At 33.9% G+C, this 18,895-nt stretch carries 22 protein-coding genes and 1 other RNA gene; 6 read left to right on the top strand and 17 right to left on the bottom strand.

The window, feature by feature from the left end:
- Nucleotides 1-334: 334 nt before the first annotated feature.
- On the top strand, nt 335-685 hold the full coding sequence (locus C6H18_RS06445; protein WP_104722293.1) for a type II toxin-antitoxin system RelB/DinJ family antitoxin: 351 nt from the start codon (nt 335-337) through the stop codon (nt 683-685).
- A complete protein-coding gene (locus C6H18_RS06450) occupies nt 678-941 on the top strand; it encodes a Txe/YoeB family addiction module toxin (protein ID WP_104722294.1) in 264 nt (87 codons plus the stop codon). Before C6H18_RS06445 ends, C6H18_RS06450 begins: the two co-directional genes overlap by 8 nt.
- A 109-nt stretch (nt 942-1,050) precedes the next feature.
- Here the strand turns inward: C6H18_RS06450 and C6H18_RS06455 are convergent, their stop codons facing one another.
- The 12 genes from C6H18_RS06455 to ileS form a co-directional block, all read right to left on the bottom strand.
- Complete coding sequence (locus C6H18_RS06455; protein WP_104722295.1) at nt 1,051-1,230, bottom strand: hypothetical protein; 180 nt, start codon at nt 1,228-1,230, stop codon at nt 1,051-1,053.
- A gap of 186 nt (nt 1,231-1,416) precedes the next feature.
- Entirely contained in the window at nt 1,417-1,671 is a 255-nt protein-coding gene (locus C6H18_RS09630) for a GmrSD restriction endonuclease domain-containing protein (protein ID WP_233704088.1), read from the bottom strand.
- Entirely contained in the window at nt 1,658-2,098 is a 441-nt protein-coding gene (locus C6H18_RS09635; protein WP_233704089.1) for a hypothetical protein, read from the bottom strand. The genes C6H18_RS09630 and C6H18_RS09635 overlap by 14 nt, the downstream gene beginning before the upstream one ends.
- Nucleotides 2,099-2,406: 308 nt before the next feature.
- Nucleotides 2,407-2,619, bottom strand: a complete 213-nt coding sequence (locus C6H18_RS09640; RefSeq protein ID WP_233704090.1) for a DUF262 domain-containing protein — start codon at nt 2,617-2,619, stop codon at nt 2,407-2,409.
- A 63-nt stretch (nt 2,620-2,682) separates the two neighbouring features.
- Nucleotides 2,683-2,868 carry a DUF262 domain-containing protein gene (locus tag C6H18_RS09645; protein WP_233704091.1) on the bottom strand — a complete coding sequence of 62 codons (186 nt, stop codon included), beginning with the start codon at nt 2,866-2,868 and terminating at the stop codon, nt 2,683-2,685.
- 167 nt (nt 2,869-3,035) lie between these two features.
- Complete coding sequence (locus C6H18_RS09460; RefSeq protein WP_158654883.1) at nt 3,036-3,218, bottom strand: hypothetical protein; 183 nt, start codon at nt 3,216-3,218, stop codon at nt 3,036-3,038.
- A 71-nt stretch (nt 3,219-3,289) separates the two neighbouring features.
- Nucleotides 3,290-4,288 carry a virulence RhuM family protein gene (locus C6H18_RS06465; protein ID WP_104722296.1) on the bottom strand — a complete coding sequence of 333 codons (999 nt, stop codon included), beginning with the start codon at nt 4,286-4,288 and terminating at the stop codon, nt 3,290-3,292.
- 1 nt (nt 4,289) lies between these two features.
- Nucleotides 4,290-5,222 carry a hypothetical protein gene (locus tag C6H18_RS06470; RefSeq protein WP_104722297.1) on the bottom strand — a complete coding sequence of 311 codons (933 nt, stop codon included), beginning with the start codon at nt 5,220-5,222 and terminating at the stop codon, nt 4,290-4,292.
- A 352-nt stretch (nt 5,223-5,574) separates the two neighbouring features.
- Nucleotides 5,575-5,672: signal recognition particle sRNA small type (ffs, locus tag C6H18_RS06475), an RNA gene on the bottom strand.
- A 57-nt stretch (nt 5,673-5,729) separates the two neighbouring features.
- On the bottom strand, nt 5,730-6,710 hold the full coding sequence (locus C6H18_RS06480; RefSeq protein WP_104722298.1) for an iron-sulfur cluster assembly scaffold protein: 981 nt from the start codon (nt 6,708-6,710) through the stop codon (nt 5,730-5,732).
- A 9-nt stretch (nt 6,711-6,719) separates the two neighbouring features.
- Nucleotides 6,720-7,892, bottom strand: a complete 1,173-nt coding sequence (locus C6H18_RS06485) for a NifS family cysteine desulfurase (protein WP_104722299.1) — start codon at nt 7,890-7,892, stop codon at nt 6,720-6,722.
- Between the two features lie 244 nt (nt 7,893-8,136).
- The gene (gene ileS, locus C6H18_RS06490; protein WP_104722300.1) at nt 8,137-10,914 is read right to left on the bottom strand and encodes an isoleucine--tRNA ligase; all 2,778 of its coding nucleotides are present in this window, start codon (nt 10,912-10,914) and stop codon (nt 8,137-8,139) included.
- A gap of 206 nt (nt 10,915-11,120) precedes the next feature.
- On the opposite strand from ileS, the gene C6H18_RS06495 reads away from it, so the two are divergent.
- Nucleotides 11,121-12,353 (top strand): malic enzyme-like NAD(P)-binding protein, encoded by a 1,233-nt coding sequence (locus C6H18_RS06495; protein ID WP_104722301.1) that lies wholly within the window; start codon nt 11,121-11,123, stop codon nt 12,351-12,353.
- The gene (locus tag C6H18_RS06500; RefSeq protein WP_104722302.1) at nt 12,353-12,562 is read left to right on the top strand and encodes a hypothetical protein; all 210 of its coding nucleotides are present in this window, start codon (nt 12,353-12,355) and stop codon (nt 12,560-12,562) included. Before C6H18_RS06495 ends, C6H18_RS06500 begins: the two co-directional genes overlap by 1 nt.
- On the opposite strand, the gene dapF is transcribed toward C6H18_RS06500, so the two are convergent.
- The 4 genes from dapF to accB all read right to left on the bottom strand — a co-directional run bounded on the left by dapF (nt 12,546) and on the right by accB (nt 16,002).
- Nucleotides 12,546-13,286 carry a diaminopimelate epimerase gene (gene dapF / locus C6H18_RS06505; RefSeq protein ID WP_104722303.1) on the bottom strand — a complete coding sequence of 247 codons (741 nt, stop codon included), beginning with the start codon at nt 13,284-13,286 and terminating at the stop codon, nt 12,546-12,548. The two genes, C6H18_RS06500 and dapF, sit on opposite strands and share 17 nt — an antisense overlap.
- A gap of 92 nt (nt 13,287-13,378) precedes the next feature.
- Nucleotides 13,379-14,131, bottom strand: coding sequence for a flagellin (locus tag C6H18_RS06510; RefSeq protein WP_104722304.1), 753 nt, complete (start codon nt 14,129-14,131; stop codon nt 13,379-13,381).
- A gap of 48 nt (nt 14,132-14,179) precedes the next feature.
- Nucleotides 14,180-15,547 (bottom strand): acetyl-CoA carboxylase biotin carboxylase subunit, encoded by a 1,368-nt coding sequence (locus C6H18_RS06515; protein WP_104722305.1) that lies wholly within the window; start codon nt 15,545-15,547, stop codon nt 14,180-14,182.
- Complete coding sequence (gene accB / locus C6H18_RS06520) at nt 15,547-16,002, bottom strand: acetyl-CoA carboxylase biotin carboxyl carrier protein (protein WP_104722306.1); 456 nt, start codon at nt 16,000-16,002, stop codon at nt 15,547-15,549. The genes C6H18_RS06515 and accB overlap by 1 nt, the downstream gene beginning before the upstream one ends.
- Nucleotides 16,003-16,104: 102 nt before the next feature.
- Between accB and dcd the strand changes: the two genes are divergently transcribed.
- On the top strand, nt 16,105-16,665 hold the full coding sequence (gene dcd / locus C6H18_RS06525) for a dCTP deaminase (RefSeq protein ID WP_104722307.1): 561 nt from the start codon (nt 16,105-16,107) through the stop codon (nt 16,663-16,665).
- 309 nt (nt 16,666-16,974) lie between these two features.
- On the opposite strand, the gene C6H18_RS06535 is transcribed toward dcd, so the two are convergent.
- The gene (locus C6H18_RS06535) at nt 16,975-18,048 is read right to left on the bottom strand and encodes an FUSC family protein (RefSeq protein WP_104722309.1); all 1,074 of its coding nucleotides are present in this window, start codon (nt 18,046-18,048) and stop codon (nt 16,975-16,977) included.
- A gap of 107 nt (nt 18,049-18,155) precedes the next feature.
- On the opposite strand from C6H18_RS06535, the gene C6H18_RS06540 reads away from it, so the two are divergent.
- Nucleotides 18,156-18,869, top strand: a complete 714-nt coding sequence (locus C6H18_RS06540) for a triose-phosphate isomerase (RefSeq protein ID WP_104722310.1) — start codon at nt 18,156-18,158, stop codon at nt 18,867-18,869.
- Nucleotides 18,870-18,895 lie beyond the last annotated feature (26 nt).

Raw genomic sequence — 18,895 nt, forward strand, 5'->3', positions numbered from 1 at the left:
GTGCTTGTATATTCTTTATTATTGAGGGTTTTAAGAAAAAAGGTTTAATAATCAAGGCTTTTGCAAGGGTAATTGTTATTGCGATTTTATTTGTTGTTGTGTTGAGTGGTTTAGCTGAAATCCTATGAGATATTTCGAGATAAATCCCTCGCACAATCCGCAAGGATTTTGCCCACACTTGCAAATAGGACAAAAGAGATTCAACACGACAAAAATAGAATCCAAAAAACCTTTAAGACAGCACTTAAACTTTATGGGATAAATCATAATCTTTAATGACTTTTTATTGTTTTAATATGTATAATATATATTATTTCATACCAAAGGAGCAAAGATGACAAGTTTGATACAAGTGAGGGTTGATAAAGAGCTCAAAGAAGAGGCTGAAAGGCTTTTTGATGATTTGGGTTTAGACATTACCACTGCGTTAAGAATGTTTCTAAAGGCGACTGTGCGGGAGCAAAAAATCCCTTTTAAACTCACAAGAAAAGAAAAAGACCCATTTTATAGCAAAGAAAATATGGCGCGATTGAAAGAATCCATAAAAGAACTCAAAGAGGGCAAGGGCATTACCTTTACTTGGGAGGAGTTTGAGGATTTTTCAAAGGCTGCTGCTAAGATTGAGACCCAAGAGGAGAAAGAAGCATTAATCCAAAGAGCACAAAGGGGTTGGAGTAATGTATAAGATTGCATTCACGCCAATTGCCCTCTTTGGATACATGTCCTTTCAAAAAGACAAAAAGATGTGCGAGAAAATCAACACACTTTTAAAGGATATTGCCAGAAACCCTGAAAGCGGACTAGGCAAGCCCGAAAGGCTTAAGGGAGATTTAAATGGATATTATTCTCGCAGGATTGATTTGAAGCATCGCATTATTTATAAAATCGAAGAAACCTCTTGCGAAATCATCCAAGTTGGCGGACATTATAAGGATAGATAGCAACGCAAATAAAGATTTTTAAGGATTCTAAAGTTGTTTATCCCTGCGGGAATTTAATCACTTACGCTCAATATGACAAAGATAAAAATTTGTTATTTCTTAGATTGTCTCAAGAAAGCGAATAATCTCCTAATTTAGAATCCTCTTTTGATTCTAAGCTCCAACAATTATCGCCTTTAGAAATCCTGCCTTTTGTGTGGCGAAACACCGCTCCATTATCCCTTATGGAATAATGGTTTCCTTTATAAACACATTCTTTCACCTGTGTAAAAATATCCACAGGATTCATTCTGCTCTCCTTATTCTTTCTAAGAATCCAACCAACAAGCTTACAATACGAACTCTCTTTCAATGCTTACAAACCAACCACCCAAAAATTCACACTAGACTTATTATCTTTTTGGTTCATTTTTCAAAACAATTTGCATTTGCTATTTATGCAATAAATCAATGAGATTTCGAAAAACTTCATTTATTATAGGTTTTTCTCAAAAAACTCTTTCAATCTTTTATAAATTTCCTCATTTCTTGATTCTATATCTTTTTTGAGCCAATCTGTTTTGTTGCTACTGCCTAAATGTTTTATTTCCAAGAAATTAGACTTGAGGTATATTTTCTTTTTCTTGACAAAATATTCATTGCTAGCCTGAATGTTTTGTTTTTTCTCAAGCAAGGTTTTATTACCAATATATTCTAAAAATTTTTTAGCATCTTTTTCATTCCAGCCCAATATAATTTGCTTCTATCCATTTCTTAGGAAAGATATGCTCTATCTGACCCTTAATGACGCTATAATTTTTTCCATTCAAATTCCATTCCCATTCTTGATTTTCATTATAAATCAATATGTAAATTGCTAGAATATATCTAATCTGTTTTGGCAAATCCTTGATGCAAAAATCTGTAAAATATTCTAATGTTGGCATTTTTAAATCTGGGATATTAAGTGAGGGTATAAAGATTTTTTCTTTTTTGTTATTCTCTTGATTCTTCAATATCGTATTTGCTTTCATAAACCCCCAAAATAAACCAGAGCTACCCCCTTTTCCATAAATAAGCCCCAAAGCGCAATAACTTGCAACTTGCGGGAGAATCTCATCAAAAATATTTCTTTCATTATTGCTATTTTTTTGTGGTTTATATACATAAAAACACATACTCAAAACCATTTACCAAAGCTTATTTTGATAGATATTCAAAATATCAAAATATTTCTGTGCACATTTAGACATATATTCCTTAGGATTGCACCAAAACTCTGCTAGCTCTTGTATAAATATAAATGTTTCCTCTTTGGTTAATAAGTCCTCATTAGCTGCAAAATTTACCTTTTTCTTTTTAGAGTTTTCTTTATCTTTCTTGGTAAAAAATTCCAAAATGCCAGGAATTACCGTATCTACTTCATTTTTTAAAGCTCTAATAATATGCTCGTATTGTATAAATAAAAAAACCTATATTTTCATCTTTAAGATAAGGGAGAGTTAGTAATTTTATTTTCTAACTCTTTCCACTTCATAGCAAATCTATCTCTATTTTCTTTATTATTTTTACTCTGATAAATTAATCCTTTAAAAATATCAGACATACTTAAAGACACTCCGCGATTATTAAGGGTATTAAAAATTCTTAAAGCATTCTCCTGCCCATCACATTCAATAGGTAAAGATGCATCGCTCAAGAAGTAAAAGACAAAAATTAAACCAATCAGCTGGCTGTTTTGCAGCTAATTCATCAATCTTTTTCACAAAAAATAAGTAGTTTTTCTCATAACTTGATGAGGATTTTTAATGATACTATCTATTTCTTCTGTTAATTGTTCGCATTCATTATCGCTCCAAACATAAGCCCTTTGATAGATTGGAATCAGAAATTTATTCTTAGATAAATAATCTAACACGCTTTTACGCTCAGTCTTCATCTCTGCCATATTACTCTCCTTTTTTCAAAATCTCCTTATGATACTAAAATAAATATAACATCTCTAAAACCCAATACAAATGCTTCCAAATAGCCTATATCCTATATAGTGATAGTTTATATTTTTTAGCAAATTATCACAAAACAAACTACAATAACATAGTTAAAACACAACTTCTATGAAGCGTTTAAGGTATTGCCCTTAACACGACAAGGCAAAGATAATTGTCGTATCTCAAGCGAAGTGCGACCAAAAAATCCCAGAACTCCATTTGTCATTTTGAATCTTGCTTGTAGGGTGAAGAATACCAAGATGTAGAATCTCTTAAAGATTCTAAAGAGATGTTTCGCTTCGCTCAAAAAGATTCACCTCAATCTTGTTGGCAATAATTTTAATTCATTTTTTGTAGCCATTGGATGCTAGACTTGCTTTAAGTGTTTTTATCTTTCAATGCTTTATAAGTGGATTCCAAAATTTTCTCATCTTCTTTTTGAGCCTTAAGCAATTCCTCCTTTTTGCACTGCTCCTCAAAAAGCTGATATTGTTTATAAGCGATTTGCTCCATTTGTGCATTGGAAATGCTACCATTGTCTTTTAAAATTTCTTTGCCTTGGAATTCAAGCAAAGAATCTACATTTTGCTTCCAAAAGTCCATTGTTAAAGTTTGCCTGTCCTTCACTCTAAGCTCTGCGGATTCTAAAAACACATTGACTAAACGATTAAGGCTATCTAGCTCCTCTTTACTCAAATAGTTTTTAGCAATAATCACATCGCCCTTACGCACAACATTACCTTTCCAGCTTGTTAGCCCCATATTTGGTTTGTTCGCATTAGCCCGTTCGCAAATCAGCTCTGCTGCGGTTTTATATGTAGTCGCATACAAAAGCTTGTTTTGTGTTTGTGCAAAGAACATTTGTGTCGCTTTGTCGCTTGGGTCATAATCTACACTCAAAGTAAAAAGCTCTCGCACTTTTTGATAAAATCTTTTCTCGCTTGCCCTTATATCGCGGATTTGCTCCAAGAGTTCATCAAAATAATCTGTTCTACCATTTGGATTTTTTAATCGCTCACTATCAATCACAAAGCCTTTTTGCAGGTAGCTTGCCAAATGCTCATTTGCCCAGATTCTAAACTGCACCCCTCGCTTGCTTCGCACACGAAAGCCAATAGCTAAAATCATCTCTAAAGAATAAAATTTCACCTTGTATTGTTTGCCATCGGTGGCAGTATGTAAGTAATTCTTACATACTGAATCTTCGCTCAATTCCCCATCTTTAAGGATATTTCTAATGTGCATTGTAATATTTTCTCGCGAGGTGTCAAAAAGTTTGGCAATAGAATCTTGATTGAGATACACACTCTCACCCAGCTCATAGAGTTCAACCTTGACTTTTTTATCTTGTGTAGTGTAGAGGAGGAGGTTAGGCATATTATTCCCCTTGTATATTATCAAAAAGTGTTGGTTGATTATGTTGATATTTTATTCTTAGATATTTTTCCAAATCTTTTGGAATCTCTTTTATTTTATTTTCATTAAAATTAAAAATTTCTTGTATAAAATATTGTCCATTTTCTTTGCTTCCATTTTTCATTATCGTATCTACATGCACTAATGCTTTTATAACATCATCTTGATTTTCTTCCTTTAATGGATATTGTCCGCTTAAAAATCCTGAAATAAAACCTTTATCTAATATTTCAGCCTTAATATTTTTGTTATTATGAAGTAACCCAAAAGTCCATTTCCCTTGCTCTCTTGTATTTATTGATTTTAAAATAATTAAATCACATATTTCATATTCTGGCTCTAATTGCCGAACAATATCTCCTTTTCTAATATGTGCATAAAAACTATTTTTCTCAATAGGTTCTTCATTGTTAGGATTAAAACTTATACTTTTAATAGTTTTGCTCTTATTTATTAAAGTATAAAGCTCACTTTTTTCCTTTATTGACTTATCTAAAAAATATTTTCCATCTGTATTATTATTGAGAATTTCAAGAGTATCCACATTTTTTTCTAGCACCCCTTTGATTGCATCTCTTAATAGTTCTCCTTCTCTTTCATAATAATAAGGAGTTTCATTGCCTATCAATCCTTTCACAAAAGCTTTTCCTGAATCGCTTTCACTAAGCCAACCTATAATTATCAAAGTAGCACTAATAATTCCTATTTTAATTTTAAATGAACCTTTTTCATAAGGATAAACAATAAAAAGTTCTTTTGATGAGTTCATAAAAAGTTTTTTAGTAAGACTATCACCAATATCATTTATGGATTGAATAATTTTATTCATTTCCTCAAGTGTAATATAATGCTCTTCTTGTCCCAAATAAATATTTAAAATTTGTTCATTTTCCATTTCCTCTCCCACCATATTAAATTATTAAGTTTTGATATTTGCTAAGTCTAGCAAATCTAGGCTTAGAATCTACCGCTAATTGCTATGTGGAACCTCTGCTTTTGCCATATTGCTCTCAATGCCTAAAACATCTCTTTATAATCCTTGCAAGTTCTCATCTTGAATTTCTTCAGCCATTACACTCCCTCAAAATACAAGACCCACTCCAAACCTCCTCTGTTAATAAAAACAATCTCCATTAATTCCCGTAAATCATCAAATAAAAGTTAGTATTGGATTAAATTCTATTATTCTTGCTTTTAGTCTAATAAATAAGAGGTAAATCAATAGAATGAGAAACTAGAAGAAAAACCCTCCTTAAGATACTTGCGGCACATAGTATCTTTAGAGGCTCTGCTGTGTTCCCACCCTGAAGCATTATCTAAAGATGCTATTGCACAAGTCTCAAGAAAGGCGTTGGAATGATAAAGTATTTTAGATAAAACTTTAATAAAGCTATAAATCACTTCATACAGGAAATACACGAATGCTAGAATCCAAATTCTCCTGCAAAACTGATTCAATAGCAAAAAGTGTCCCGGTAGAACCACTGGCACAACCACTGCAAGCACCAAGATAGCGGATATACACATCTGTATAGCCATCACTTGCATTTTTTAGTTCTATAATCTCCATATTTCCCCCATCCATCATAAGCATAGGGCGAATTCTCTCATCTATCACACTTTCAATAGATTTGATTTTCTGCACTAAGGTCATATCAGCAAATGCTAAACTCCCCTTACTCTCCAAATCTGCTTTACTTTTTAAAGATTCTTCTTCCATTTCTGCACGAACTTCACGCAAAATATCTACTAAATAATATTCTCTCTCCTCGTGTCCTCCGGGCTTTACACAACTTTTACAAAATGCTCCTGCTTTGGTATATTCTGTGATTTCCTCAATAGTTTGTAAATTATTAAGCTTAATGACTTCTTTTAGAGTTCCTAAACTTACCCTAGCGCATTCACAAACAATAATTTCATCTTCAAAATCTTCGGGATTTTTACCTAAATATAAAGCAGCTGCTTTTTTAATTACATCATAAGCCATAACCGAACAATGCATCTTTTGTCCCGGAACCGCTGGAGTATCTGGGTCATCTCTTAAAGCCTTTTCTACATCAATATTAGTAATTTTCACCGCCTCTTGAACCTTTTTTCCCAAACATAACTCTACCATCATATCACTACTTGCAATAGCCGTCCCACAGCCAAAGCTTTTAAATTTCGCATCTACGATAGTATCTTCAGAATCTATTAACCAATAAAGTCTTACTGCATCTCCACAAGCTTCTGCCCCATAATCGGCTACAATAAGCTTCAATCCTCTTTTGTCTGCTTCTTCTTGAGTAATAACCCCAAGATGGGTAGGATTATCCATCCTTTCGCTAACCTTTTTAGAATACGCATCCCACAATGCGCCACCTAATAATTCATTTTTTGCCATAATCTCTCCTTAATAGCTACTTGAAATTGCTCTTAAACGTTTAATAGCTTTTTTAAAAGCGTCAATTGTATAATCAATCTCTTCTTCGGTGTTAAAACGACTTAAAGAGATTCTAACCGCTGTATGCGCTAACTCTTTATCTGCCCCAATAGCAGTCATTACAGGATTTGCTTCCAAATCCTCACTCGCACAAGCACTTCCCGTAGAACAGGCAATGCCATATTTGTTTAAATCCCAAAGCATAGCTTCGCCCTCTACTCCTCGGATGCTTACCAAAATCGTATTAGGAACTCTTAAGGCTCTATCTCCAACTACAAAGACATCTTCGATTTTTAAAAGCTCGTCTTCTAGTTTATCCCTTAAACGGCGCACATTATTGCGTTCAAAATCTAAATGTAAGGTTGCTTGTCGCATAGCCTCACCCATAGCGACGATATAAGGGACATTTAAAGTCCCACTTCGTCTTCCTCCCATATGTTCACCGCCGTGAAAAAGAGGGGTTAATTCTATACCTTTTCTGATATAAAGCCCTCCTATCCCTTTAGGTCCGTGAAACTTATGCGCACTAAAGCTCAAAAAATCTGCTTGAATCTTTTGCACATCTACGGGTATCTTTCCAATAGCCTGCACAGCATCTGTATGAAACAAAACGCCTCTTTGCTTACAAATCGCACCAATTTCCTCTAAAGGAAAAATAATGCCTGTTTCGTTATTTGCCCACATTACACTTACTAAAGCAGTTTTTTCTGTAATAGCAGATTTCAATGCTTCAATTTCTAAAACTCCGTTCTCGCCAATTGGCAAATAAGTAACCTCAACACCTAAATCTTCTAAAAACTTACAAGTTGATAGTATTGCTGGATGTTCTACTTCTGTGGTAATAATATGATTTTTCTCACCAAAACGTAAAATATCAAAATATACACCTTTTAACACCCAATTATTACTTTCTGTCGCACAAGAAGTAATAATAATATCATCTTCATCTCTAGCATTAATCCCCTCATAAAGGTGATTAAAAGACTCTCGAATAGCACTATGAATCTCTGTCCCAAAAAGATGCAATGAGTTAGGATTGCCATATTTCTCACAGAAATAAGAATCCATTAATTCTTTTGCCTTTGGGTCTAGCATCGTCGTAGCGTTATTATCCAAATAAACCCGTTTATTAGGTTCTCCCATTTATTATCCTTTCAAATCTCTATTATAAATTATAAATTTTTTTATTATGCAATAATTGCTTCTAGCTTTTAGCTTAAAAAAGCTTAGAATATTTTGAAGACTACTAAAATCTCCAAAAATTTATAAAAAGAATATTTACCTTTTTTTAAAAACTTTATATAAACCCCACATAAATAACAAAACAACAAAAATACTTACCCAAGTTTCCTCTAATCCAACGGGCTTGGTTAAATCAAAAAAATTTTCAAACATCAAAGCCCTTATGCTTTAGAACTTCCCTGCAACGCAAACAAACATCTCCTTCATTATTTGCGGTATATTGCCAACATCTAGGGCATTTATGCCCTCTTGCTTTTATTAGAAGGTATTCTTCGCCCTCTAGCATAAAACTTCCCAACACTTCTCCTTCACCTTTTTGCGTAACAGAGCTTACCATAAGCCAAGTATTGAGTTCCACAAAATCTAAGCTTCTGGGCAATACCAAATCAACCTCTAAGGTAGATTTGATTTTAGAATCCTTTTTTAAGCTATCAATTTGCTCTAAAAATGCACTCCTTAGAGCAAGCAAATAAGTAAAATCTTGCTTGGGAATCTTTAAGGTAGGCAAAGGTGTATAAAGTATTTCAAAGACATCCTTATTGACACTTATGCCACAAGATTCTAAAAGAGCCTTGCTTTGAGCATAACTTAAAGCCTCATCAATCGTATAAGTTAAAATAGGTGCTAAAAGCCCAAAAAGTCTGCCTCCAATAAGTGCCATAACACTTTGTATAGCTTTCCTCTCTTTAGAAGTTGGTGCATTACAATAAAGACTATCTTTGCATAAATCTAGGTAGATTCCACTAAACTCACTTGTTAAGAAAAAATTTAATTCTTGCAAACCCTTAGAAAATTCATAAGCCTTAAAATATTCATTAACAACCTCAAAAGTTTCTTTAGCTCGTTGCAAAATCCACAAATCAATAGCATTAAAAGATTCCATTTCTAAGGTTTCCAATCCATTAGTATTTGCTAGTAAAAATCTAATAGTATTCCGTATTTTGCGATAATTCTCTCCAACTTGCTTTAAAATATTTATAGAAATTCTCTGATCATTTTGATAATCGCTCATAGCCACCCATAATCGCAAAATCTCACTTCCAAATTCTTTTAAAACATCTTTGGGGGCAATTACATTTCCCTTGGATTTACTCATCTTCTCACCCCTCTCATCCATCGTAAATCCGTGTGTTAGAATGCTCTTATAAGGGGCTTTCTCATTAACTGCACAGCTCACTAGTAAAGAGCTATGAAACCAACCTCTATGCTGATCGCTTCCCTCTAAATACATACTAGCAGGGTAATTTCCACTTTCATACCTCTTGCTTTCTAAGACAGCACTCCAAGTGCTTCCACTATCAAACCAGACATCTAAAATATGATGAATCTTCTCATAATATTTAGCGTTCTCTCTGTATTTTGGTGCTAAAAGCTCTTCTACATTCTTACTCCACCAAGAATCACAACCTTCTTTTTCAAAAATACTCGCGATAAAATCCAAAGCCTCATCTTCTAATAACACCTCTCCACTGCGTTTATCTCTAAAAAATGCGATAGGCACTCCCCAATCCCTTTGCCGTGATATACACCAATCAGGGCGATTTTCAATCATCGTATAAAGCCTATTCTTGCCATGTTCTGGATAAAAAATCGTTTGGTTAATTGCTTCTAAAGCAATCTGCCGCAAAGTCTTACCCTCCTTGCTAAAGGGTTCATCTAATACTATAAACCACTGCTTTGTAGCACGAAAAATAATGGGCTTGTGAGAACGCCAACAATGAGGATAGGAATGCTTAATCTTTCGATGCTTCAAAAGACTATCCCCTAAAAGTTCAAAGATTCTTTTATGCGTATCAAAGACAAATTGACCTACAAATTCCTCAGGATTAAAAAATAATTTTTCCCTCGTTAAAGTCTCATCATAACAACCCCTATCATCTACAGGCATTAACACAGGGAGATTATATTTTAATCCGACAAAATAATCATCCTCCCCATGACCTGGTGCGGTATGCACACAACCACTCCCCTCATTGGCTGCAACATGCTCCCCTAAGACAATCTTAGAATCTCTTCCATTGAGTGGATTAATAGCGTGTTTGTTTTCTAAAATTTGTGCCTTAAAGGTTTTAATAATCTTAGCTTCAACTATTCCTTCTTCAAAAAGTTTCTGCACAGAAGAAGCAAGAATAATTTTATTATCACTCGTTAGAGCATATTCTTCATTAGGATTAAGAGCAATTCCGCTATTAGCAGGTAAAGTCCAAGGTGTTGTTGTCCAAATCACACAATAAGCTTCTTTAACTCCCAAAACTTCAAGGGCATCTTTTTGCAAAGCAAAGGCTACATAAATAGAATCGCTTTCTTTCTCTTCATATTCTACTTCAGCTTCTGCTAATGCTGTTTGACAAGCCCAACTCCAATACACAGGCTTACTTCTTTCTTTTAATAATCCTTTTTTGGCAATCTTACAAAGTGTTTTATAAATATCTGCCTCAAAAGCAAAATCCATTGTTTTATAAGGATTATCAAAATCTCCCACAACCCCAAGTTCTAAAAATTCTGCACTTTGAATCCCTACAAATTCTTGTGCGTGTTTTCTGCAAAGCTCTCTAATTTTAACCTTAGAAAGAGAATCTTTTTTTTCTTTTCCTAGTTTTTTCTCCACTTGTTGTTCAATAGGAAGCCCGTGGCAATCCCAACCGGGAGTATAGAAAAATCTCTTACCCTGAAAATAATGATATTTATTGATAATATCTTTTAAAATTTTATTAAGTGCGTGTCCAATATGTAAATGTCCATTAGCATAAGGAGGACCATCGTGAAGATTAAAAGTTTCCTTAGCGTTTTGACGATTCTTCAACATCCTTGCATAAACTTTACCTTCTTTCCATTGCTGATAGGCTTTAGGTTCATTTTGTGGCAAATTTCCACGCATAGGGAAGCTTGTAGCAGGTAACTCTAAAGTGTCTTTATAATCCATAACAATCCTTAAAACTTAGCAGATTTAGATTGTTAATTTTATCTTATAGACTTTTAAAAAAGCATTATTTATGCGAAATTTAAGGTTTTTCATTTAAAGAAACCAAATATTTAAATTATTACTTTAATATCTAAATTTAAAAGTTTTTTTATTAGATTTTTGCTTAAATTCACAAATTTTAAACTATCAAATAAGGATTTCTTACAATGGAAGATTTAAAGCAAACCTACCCCGATTCCCTCCCCTATCACCAAGGAGGAAAAATCCAAGTTATGCCTAGTAAGCCCTTAGAAAATGAACACGATTTATCTTTAGCCTATTCCCCAGGTGTCGCTGTTCCTTGTAAAGAGATTCAAAAAGATCCTAATCTTGCCTATGACTATACGACAAAAAGCAATCTTGTTGCTGTTATCTCCAATGGAACTGCTGTTTTAGGATTAGGCAATATAGGTGCTTTAGCCGGAAAACCTGTTATGGAGGGAAAGGCTGTTTTATTTAGGAAATTTGCAGATATTAATGCTTTTGATATTGAAATTGATGAAACAGATCCTGACAAATTTGTAGATATTGTTCGCTCCATTGCACCTACTTTTGGCGGTATTAATTTAGAAGATATTAAAGCCCCAGAATGCTTTTATATTGAAAAGCAACTAAAGGAAATTTTAGATATTCCCATTATGCACGACGATCAGCACGGAACAGCCATTATCTCTGCTGCTGGCATTATTAATGGGGCAAAAATTGCCAATAAAGCTATTAAAGATTTAAAAGTTGTCGTTATAGGTGCTGGTGGAGCCGCTATTGCTTGTGCAAAAATCGCTAAAACACTTGGGGTAAAAGAAATTATTATGTTTGATAGCAAAGGTGCGATCACCACTCATAGAAAAGATGCACTCAACAGCTTTAAAAAAGAATTTATAGTAAATCAAGAGATTAATAGCTATCAAGAAGCCCTAAATGGAGCCGATGTTCTCTTAGGATTGGCAAGAGGAGATACTCTAGAAGTTAAGGATATTGAAAATATGAATAAGAATCCTATGATTTTTGTTATGGCAAACCCTATTCCAGAAATTGATCCCCTATTAGCCAAAAAAGCTAGACCTGATGCAATCATTGCTACAGGAAGAAGTGATCACCCCAATCAAATCAACAATGTTTTAGGCTTCCCCTATATTTTCAAAGGTGCGTTAATAGCTAGAGCAAAATGTATCAATGAAGCAATGAAGTTAGCCGCAGCTAATGCCCTAGCAGAACTTGCAAGAGAAACAATTCCTACAGATCTAAAGGCAGAATTGGAAAAAATTCATCAGAGAAAATTTGAATTTGGTAAAGAATATATTATTCCCTCACCCTTTGATACAAGGTTAAAGCATTTTGTTTCTAATGCTGTAGCTCAAGCTGCTATTGATAGCGGTGTTGCAAGGATTAAGAGTCTCTAATGGAAGATTTTTCTTATAAGCTTATAATGTTTGGCTTTAGTGCCCTTTGTGAAGATTTGGAAGAAGTTAAACGTAGGCTTTCTCTCTACCCAAAAGAACGTTATGAGCTAGAAAATAGTGATGAGTGTTTTTTAATTGATTTAAATACAAGAGAACAATTCCCTATTGTCCTAGAAAATGAAAGATTTGTCATTAAATTTGATAAATAAAATCGCAAATCTTCTCTACTTTTCCTTTTAAAAATATTTTTCCTTTTTCTTCTTTAAGGTATAAATCTTCTTTACTAGCTGGATTAAAAAGGGTGGGATTAGAAACTTTTTCTTGCCTTAAAAGATAATAAAACATTGCTGCCATTCCTGTTCCACAAGCTAAGGTTTCATCTTCTACGCCCCTTTCAAAAGTCCTTGCAATAACCCTTCCTTCTTCTAACTTAGCAATATTTACATTGGCATTATACTTATGGCGCAAACCCCTTAAATCTTCTTTGCTAAGATTCGTATTTTCACAAACCAAATGAGGAACTCCTGTATCAATGAGCCACCATTGCGTATTAAACTCTATAATATCTTTTTGTAAGATTACTGCCTGTGTTAATTCGCTCTCTACCATATCCCCTTGTAACTCTACATTAATCACACCTGCTTTTGTTAAAATCTTTTGTTTCTCTCCTGCCAAGCCAAAATCTCTAGCATACATTGCAGTAGCCCTTGTGCCATTCCCACACATATTAGCATCACTGCCATCGGAGTTATAAAACTCCCATTCTATATCATAAGTATTATGAGGCTTAAGCACAATCAAACCATCAGCACCAATACCTCTTTGGCGATGACAAATTATCCTAGCAATATCACGAAAAGATTCTGTTTGGTATCTAAAAATATGAGTAATAAGAAAATCATTTCCACTTGCAGAATATTTGCTAAAAAACATAGCTTCCCCCTTTAAGTAAAAGTATTTGAAACTAGAGCTTAGAAGTTTCTATAATACAATAGAATACCTCCTAAATATTCCCAACAAATACCCTACCCCAATAATAAATCAAGGCGATTATATAAATTCTGTGTATTAAAGGCATTAGCATAAAGGGTTGCATTTTCTTTAAGTTTTGCATTATTTAATTCATTGTAATTCTCTGCTAAATCATCAGATAGCAAATTACCCTCTGCTACTTTTAAATTTACGATGGTATTCATACTCGCATTGATTCCAGATTGCACCCCATTCATAGCAGCACCAATATCAGCGCGTTTTAGATTGACATTATTAATAAAGTCCAAAATACTTTGTCGTTTATCCACATTTAAAGAATCCGTATTAGGGGCTTGTAAATTGATACTGTCTGTCCCATTGCCTGTTACAAAAGTCATTTTCCCACTAAAGACATTTTTGCCATTAAAAGTAGCTTGATTAATAGAATCATTCATAGATTGGGTAAGTGCCGTTGCTTCACTTTCAATCATAGCCCTTTGGGAGCTGTTTAAAGCAGGATTCCCTAAAGCTACCGATAATTCATTAATCTTAATAGCAGAATCTGTAATAGTAGATAATGCCCCATCGGCAATTTGCATTACACCTAAGGCATCATTAGCATTCCTTATACCTTGAGACATTGAACTTGCTTGTGCTAAAAGCTCATTAGCAATAGCCAAAGAAGCCCCATTAGTAGCTTCAATAGGACGTTGGGAGGCAATTTTTTTCAATGCCGATTTTTCTTCTTCCTTTGCTTTATTAAGACTAACTAAAGATTCATTATTTTGCGTATTACTGATTTTCATCTTATCCTTCTTAAATCTTAAGATTTGCTTCCTTGCTTGTTATAAATTTCAAGCATTTTTTGTTCCATTTCCTAATTTTTCTTCTAAATATTTTGTATGAATAGTGCCTTTTTTAAAATCGTCATTTTTCATCATATCTTGATGAAACTGTATTGTAGTTTTTATCCCTTCAATGCAAAACTCATCTAAAGCGCGTTGCATTCTAGCAATAGCTTCATTACGATTTCTACCCCACACAATAAGCTTACCTATCATTGAATCATAAAACATTGGCACAATATATCCTGCATACGCGTGTGTATCAAGCCTTATATTATTGCCTCCTGGAGCAATCCATTTGGTAATCTTACCTGCAGAGGGATAGAATTTCACAGGATCTTCTGCAGTTATTCTACATTCAATCGCACAACCCTTAAAGGTGATTTCTTCTTGTTTGGGTAATGTTTCGCCCTCGGCAATTTTTATCATTAACTCAATAATATCTAAACCGCTTACTAATTCACTCACAGGGTGTTCAACCTGCAACCTCGTATTCATTTCCATAAAATAAAAATTCTGATTAGAATCTAACAAAAACTCATAAGTCCCAGCACCCACATATTCGATAGCTTTAGTAGCTTTAATAGCAGTCTCTAAAAGCTTTTCTCTTATATTTGGTTGTAATGTTGGAGCTGGAGATTCTTCAATGAGTTTTTGGTGTCTCCTTTGTAACGAACAATCCCTCTCGCCCACATGCAAAACATTTCCTTGTTTATCGGCTAATATTTGCACTTCAATATGCTTAGGTTTATCAATAAATTTTTCCATATAAATAGTGCCATCACCAAAAGCACTAATAGCTTCACTTTCTGCTGCAAGATAGGCATTAAACATACTAGCCTCATTGGCTACAATACGCATTCCTCTTCCCCCACCCCCGGCGGCAGCCTTTAAAATAACAGGATAACCAATCTCTTTTGCAAGACTTAAAGCTTCCTCTTTGCTCCTAATAGGACCATCACTTCCGGGAATTACAGGAACTCCTGCATTTTTCATAACCTCTTTGGCTTTACTTTTATCACTCATTAAAGCCATTACATCAGCATTTGGACCAATAAATTCAATATCGTGATACTTGCAAATTTCTACAAAATTTTGGTTTTCGCTTAAAAAACCATATCCGGGAAAAATAGCATCCGCATTAAAAAGTTCAGCAGCAGAAATAATTGCTGGAATGTTAAGATAACTTTCACTTGATTTATCTCCACCAATACACACTTTCGCATCGGCTAAATCTAAATAATAGGCATCTTTATCTGCGGTAGAATAAACTACAATAGCTTTCTTACCCATCTCCTTAATTGTGCGAATAGCTCTTAATGCAATTTCTCCACGATTAGCAACCAAAATAGTATGGATTTCTTTTTGTTTGGGCATTAGAGCTTCTCCACAATAAACAAAGGGGAATTATACTCTACTGGCTGCGCATCATTAGGAATAATTTCTTTAATCACGCAATCAAATTCTGCCTCAATCTCATTCATAATCTTCATTGCTTCAATAATTGCTAAAGTCTGCCCCCTTTTAACCTTATCGCCAACATTCACATAAGCTGGAGTATCAGGGGATGGACAACGATAAAAAGTACCGACCATAGGAGAATTAATACTCTCTCCACTTGCGGTTGGAGATGAAGCTACCACAGGAATTTCTTGGGGAGTATTTTGTGATACACTCTGTGAAGTATTATGAGAAACGGGAGATTGTGAAATAGCTTGAGCTAATTCCTTTTTTTCGAGTTTAATTTTGGCATTTTGCCTTGTAATACTAAGTGCGCTTAGACTGCTTTCATCAAAGATCTTAATAAGCTCTTTTATTTCCTTAAAATCCATATAAAAACCTTAATCTATCAATAAATTTCACAAACACTTTTTGGGAGTGTTAATTTATCTGCTATAATAGCATAATTTCAATAAAAAATAACAAGGAAGAATATGGGACTTAAAGAGGACTTATGGATAAGGGAAATGGCTCTAAAACACAAAATGATTGAACCTTTTTGCGAGAATCAAATTGGCAAAGGTGTTGTAAGCTATGGGTTATCAAGTTATGGTTATGATATTCGTGTAAGCAATGAATTTAAAATCTTTACAAATATCAACGCAATGGTGGTTGATCCTAAGAATTTTGATTCTGCTAATGTCGTGGATTTTATTGGCGATATTTGTATCGTCCCTCCAAATTCCTTTGCACTTGCAAGAACCATTGAATACTTCAAGATTCCGCGAAATGTTTTGGCTATTTGTTTGGGGAAAAGCACCTACGCACGATGTGGCATCATCGTCAATATTACACCCTTTGAGCCAGAGTTTGAGGGACATATTACTATTGAAATTAGCAATACTACTCCACTCCCTGCAAAAATCTATGCCAATGAGGGAATCGCACAAGTATTATTTTTAGAAGGAGATAGGAATTGTGAGGTAAGCTATAAGGATAAAAAGGGCAAATATCAAGCTCAAAGAGGCATCACTCTTCCAAAGATTCTCCCCTAAACTATATTCATAAACCCCTTTATTCTTCTTTTTAAAATTCTCACAACCATTCAAGCCTCCCAAGTCTTTAGTATATGTGTTTTTAGGAATTTAAAAGGATTGAACACTCCCATTTCATTACTATAATTGCTTATATACATATCAAAAATATCTTTCTTTTCACAGCTCAAATAAACCTCAAAACTTTTACCAAATAAGCACAACAAAATAATAATTTTTTCAAAAGTAGCCAATCTCTACTAAGGAATCCCACTAAACCGCTTATACTAAAAACAAAACAACAAATATGAGGAGTCAATCATTTATTTTCTACCATTTAAGAAAAACTTTATAGGCAATTTTTTCTAAGACTCTACGCAATGCACTCCAATATATCATAGCCCCACCTATAAGCCCTATAATACTCCCGATACTAATATCAAGCACCCTTGCTTGAATAATAACATCAGGATCGTAATCCATAAAACTACTCATTTCAGCTAAATAAGTAGAATAAGGGGTTAAAAAAACCATTGCTAAAGCATAATTCCTAACCACAAAGAATTCTGCACAAAACATTAAAACCATCATTAAAAGTGCAAATTCAAAAGGTGTGAAAGTAAAATGCAAAAGAATATAAGCTAAACTTACACCAACAATAGTCCCCAAAATCCTCTGGAATTGCTTAATCCAAATCTGTTTAAAAGTTACTGCGGTTAAAACTGCTGCACAGCTAACACCCACCCAATACCCTCTGTCTAACTCTAAAAACCCCTGTAAAGCCATAGCAAAACTTACAAAAAAAGCAATAATGATTGGATCAATAATAATAACACCAAAACCAAATTCCCCAATCTTTGGGATATGTTTTGCAATATGGGATTTAAAGATATAAATAACACTTAGAGCATACAACAACACCATAACATTTGCAACCATCGTTCCTAATGCTACAAGACCAATAGCCATTGGATAATCTTCCACTTTTAAAGGAATATAAGTACCTAAAATCATCGCAAAAGTAAAAAAGAAGAATCCCGGAGCTCCTATGCTAAAATACCGCACTACTTGCGCACTTATCATCGTAACTAAAAACACAATAATAGGGATAAGGGAAGGAAAAGTATTGCCAATAAGCCCCAAAGCAAAAGAGGTAATAATACCAAAAGAACAAGCCATACAAAGAATCATTTTGTGATAAAGAGGAGTATCAGGAACATATAAAAAAATATTCGCCCCAATAATTGCTATCAATCCTAAATCAGAACGACCCAAAAATGCCGCAACAAATAAAATCATTGCTATTCCAAGTCCGGCAAAAAATGGCATTTGCCATAATCTATCGCTTTTGTTCCAACTAAAAATTAATTTCGCCCCATTGCAAAGTAGCACTAAAAACTTCATACCATTCCTTTAAAGACACAATTATAACACTTTCTAAAATGTCATAGAATACATAATTTTAAACTTTGATATAATCTTAAAATACTTTATTAAGGATAGGAGAGAAAATGCCAAAAATTATTGCAAGCAATTTTAAAACTAATCATACAAGAAAAACTACTTTGGAGTTTTGTAATCACTTAGAGCTTTTTTTAAACAACAAAAATATTCCTCATCAAATCAGACTTTTTCCTCCAAATACTGCTCTTTTAGAAAACAATTTTAAAAACTTTAAAATAGGGGCTCAAAATGCCTATTTTACAAAAAATGGATCTTTTACAGGAGAGATTGGGGAAGAACAGCTAGAGGAATTTCAGATTCAATCCCTCCTCATAGGGCATAGCGAAAGACGAGAATATTTAGGAGAAACACAATTGTTTTGTGCAAAAAAATTCGAATACTTTAGCCAAAGAGATTTTGAAATATTTTATTGTATTGGGGAATCTCTCTTAACAAAAAAGGAGGGATTAGAGAAAACTTTAGAATTTTTGCAAACCCAGCTTCAAGGAATTGACTTAAATTATCCCAAACTTTTTATTGCTTATGAACCCATTTGGGCTATTGGGACAGGCATTAGTGCAACCTTAGAAGAAATTTTACAAATTCACACAAATTTGAAGCAAATTTTAGGTAAAATCCCCCTTTTGTATGGAGGAAGTGTGAAGCCTCAAAATATACGAGAAATCTTAAAGATTCCAAGTGTTGATGGTGTGCTTATAGGAAGTGCAAGTTGGGAGCTTGAAAGCTTTAAACAGATTTTAGAAAACTCCTTAGAGAAATAATCTATGCAAGATTAATGCAATTAATA

Origin of the sequence: Helicobacter mesocricetorum (assembly GCF_900198605.1) — a bacterium.
GTDB lineage: Bacteria > Campylobacterota > Campylobacteria > Campylobacterales > Helicobacteraceae > Helicobacter_D > Helicobacter_D mesocricetorum.

Coding starts and splice junctions, on each gene's coding strand:
- C6H18_RS06445 (WP_104722293.1), top strand. CDS start 335: ATGACAAGTTTGATACAAGTGAGGGTTGATAAAGAGCTCAAAGAAGAG.
- C6H18_RS06450 (WP_104722294.1), top strand. CDS start 678: ATGTATAAGATTGCATTCACGCCAATTGCCCTCTTTGGATACATGTCC.
- C6H18_RS06455 (WP_104722295.1), bottom strand. CDS start 1,230: ATGAATCCTGTGGATATTTTTACACAGGTGAAAGAATGTGTTTATAAA.
- C6H18_RS09635 (WP_233704089.1), bottom strand. CDS start 2,098: ATGTGTTTTTATGTATATAAACCACAAAAAAATAGCAATAATGAAAGA.
- C6H18_RS09645 (WP_233704091.1), bottom strand. CDS start 2,868: ATGGCAGAGATGAAGACTGAGCGTAAAAGCGTGTTAGATTATTTATCT.
- C6H18_RS06465 (WP_104722296.1), bottom strand. CDS start 4,288: ATGCCTAACCTCCTCCTCTACACTACACAAGATAAAAAAGTCAAGGTT.
- C6H18_RS06470 (WP_104722297.1), bottom strand. CDS start 5,222: ATGGAAAATGAACAAATTTTAAATATTTATTTGGGACAAGAAGAGCAT.
- C6H18_RS06480 (WP_104722298.1), bottom strand. CDS start 6,710: ATGGCAAAAAATGAATTATTAGGTGGCGCATTGTGGGATGCGTATTCT.
- C6H18_RS06485 (WP_104722299.1), bottom strand. CDS start 7,892: ATGGGAGAACCTAATAAACGGGTTTATTTGGATAATAACGCTACGACG.
- ileS (WP_104722300.1), bottom strand. CDS start 10,914: ATGGATTATAAAGACACTTTAGAGTTACCTGCTACAAGCTTCCCTATG.
- C6H18_RS06495 (WP_104722301.1), top strand. CDS start 11,121: ATGGAAGATTTAAAGCAAACCTACCCCGATTCCCTCCCCTATCACCAA.
- C6H18_RS06500 (WP_104722302.1), top strand. CDS start 12,353: ATGGAAGATTTTTCTTATAAGCTTATAATGTTTGGCTTTAGTGCCCTT.
- dapF (WP_104722303.1), bottom strand. CDS start 13,286: ATGTTTTTTAGCAAATATTCTGCAAGTGGAAATGATTTTCTTATTACT.
- C6H18_RS06510 (WP_104722304.1), bottom strand. CDS start 14,131: ATGAAAATCAGTAATACGCAAAATAATGAATCTTTAGTTAGTCTTAAT.
- C6H18_RS06515 (WP_104722305.1), bottom strand. CDS start 15,547: ATGCCCAAACAAAAAGAAATCCATACTATTTTGGTTGCTAATCGTGGA.
- accB (WP_104722306.1), bottom strand. CDS start 16,002: ATGGATTTTAAGGAAATAAAAGAGCTTATTAAGATCTTTGATGAAAGC.
- dcd (WP_104722307.1), top strand. CDS start 16,105: ATGGGACTTAAAGAGGACTTATGGATAAGGGAAATGGCTCTAAAACAC.
- C6H18_RS06535 (WP_104722309.1), bottom strand. CDS start 18,048: ATGAAGTTTTTAGTGCTACTTTGCAATGGGGCGAAATTAATTTTTAGT.
- C6H18_RS06540 (WP_104722310.1), top strand. CDS start 18,156: ATGCCAAAAATTATTGCAAGCAATTTTAAAACTAATCATACAAGAAAA.